The organism is Xenorhabdus sp. PR6a (assembly GCF_028599065.1).
Classification (GTDB): Bacteria; Pseudomonadota; Gammaproteobacteria; order Enterobacterales; family Enterobacteriaceae; genus Xenorhabdus; species Xenorhabdus doucetiae.
Window position 1 is genome coordinate 1 of record NZ_JAQRFJ010000146.1, and the last position, 1,802, is coordinate 1,802.

Annotated in this window: 1 protein-coding gene and 2 pseudogenes; all 3 read right to left on the reverse strand. The window is 43.5% G+C overall.

Features of this window, described 5'->3' with window-relative positions; all coding sequences use genetic code 11:
- A pseudogene (locus PSI15_RS17885) lies at window positions 1-1,040 on the reverse strand (phage major capsid protein); the annotation flags it as partial.
- A gap of 124 nt (window positions 1,041-1,164) precedes the next feature.
- Window positions 1,165-1,560 (reverse strand): DUF1240 domain-containing protein, encoded by a 396-nt coding sequence (locus PSI15_RS17890; protein WP_273584690.1) that lies wholly within the window; start codon window positions 1,558-1,560, stop codon window positions 1,165-1,167.
- Window positions 1,557-1,802: pseudogene (locus tag PSI15_RS17895) on the reverse strand (hypothetical protein); the annotation flags it as partial. The pseudogene PSI15_RS17895 and the gene PSI15_RS17890, both read right to left, overlap by 4 nt.

Genomic DNA, 1,802 nt, shown 5'->3' on the forward strand with positions numbered 1-1,802 from the left:
TCGGGATGGGTGCGGGTACCTGTTTCATGGTCAACGATGAAGTAACCGCGCTTGAAGTCCCCCAGACCGATAACGTTATCCGGCATAAATTCAAGATAGTGGACAGGCAAGCCCAGCAGCATATCCGGATCACTGGCTTGCAAACGTTCCCGCCAGATATAATCCCCGTTGCCGTTTTTCAGCTTCTGTACCTTGGCGGCGCTCGTGGAGTTCATCACCCAGACGGCATTCTTGCGGTACTTGTTCTTAAGCAGGAACTTAAGGTCAATCAGGCTGTCGGCTTCAAGGGTGGCCACTTCCAGCTTTTGCAGGGTGCCAAAAGCGCGCGTTTTGTCGGCTTGGGTATCACGGGGATAAGACAAGAAACCCTTGGCTTTTTTGCTGCCGTCACCGCTGACAAGATCGGTTTCTTCGGTATCGACGAAGGTATCTGCAATTTCTGAGGTCAGCCAGCCCAAGATATCCACGTCGCTAAAGTCGATGATTTCTTGCGTGGTTTTAGGGTAAGCGTAAATCGGGAACAGCTTAATGCTGACTTCTTCCATTTTCGGCGTGACTGTCTCACCGCGTGCCTTGCCCTCTTCCCCGTGGGCTACCGCTGCGCCACCGACAGAAACCAACTGTTTGTATTCGTTGCTGCGTGTGGTCTTGAGGGTACAGATCCGGCGCATGACCGACTCATCCGCCAATTGCTGCATGATTTGTTTGTTCAATTCGGGGATAACGGTATAGCCGCCCTCTGACGGGACACTCGTAGACAAGGTGCGAGTCTCTCCGGTCACGATATAGTGGCGCAGTTCGTCGTTGCTGAGTTTTTCGCTGGTCGGCTGGGTCTTCGCCTGATGGCGCTCTTCATCAGATAAGGCTTCGTAGCGGGCAATTTCTGCGTTCAATGCATCGGACTGGCTGCGCAGTTAGTCGAACTGTTTGGCTTCATCGGCATTGAGTGAACGTTTTTCGTTTTCAGCGTTGGTGAGAAGCAAGCGCATTTGTTCAGTGAGGGTTGTCTTTTGCTGGCGTAATTCAAGTAGCTTTTTCATGGTGTTTTGTGGTTGGTTATTCTGCTTAAAACACTATTTAACATCATGAAAAATGATAAAAAAGCCCCTGACATTCAGAGGCTAAACTTGCGAAAACATGAGGACGGAATATTTACAAACTTTTTCATTTACACAGTGATAAATCTTTTACATAGGTGGTTGGTGACATCCACGATAATTTATCGCATGTCAGATAACCATCACTTTTTAACTTATAATCAACATAAAAAGATATAGGAAAACCAATTATAAATGATGCAATCATCAACCTACTAAGATATTTAACAACTATCTTGTTAAATTTAGGTAGTCTATCAAAGATAAAGAAAAAAATAGATCCTGATAAAGAGTAAAATATTATAGGGAAAGATAGAATGCTTATAATAACTGCGCCGGAGAATGTTATTTCATCTTTCATTAATACTAATGAAACAGCAGATTTGATAACGAAGTACATCAGGAATGTAAGGAATAATAACAATATTACTCCACCCAATGCTTTTAAATATTTGCTATTCACCTAATTCTTCCCATCGTATTAAAAAAATATTGTAAGTCTACTTCCTGTGTTCTTGGCTTTCTCTTCATTGCTTCTTTTAGGAGAGCTATTAGTTTTTCACTTATTCCATATTGCTTATCAACAAGATCTAAACCAATAGCCACTAGAATTCCAACAGCTAAAACTATTCCCGCAACAGCAATAATACTTCCACCTAAAAAAGCAGCTGTAGTTAAAAGTGACCCTGCAACCCAAGAGGAAAC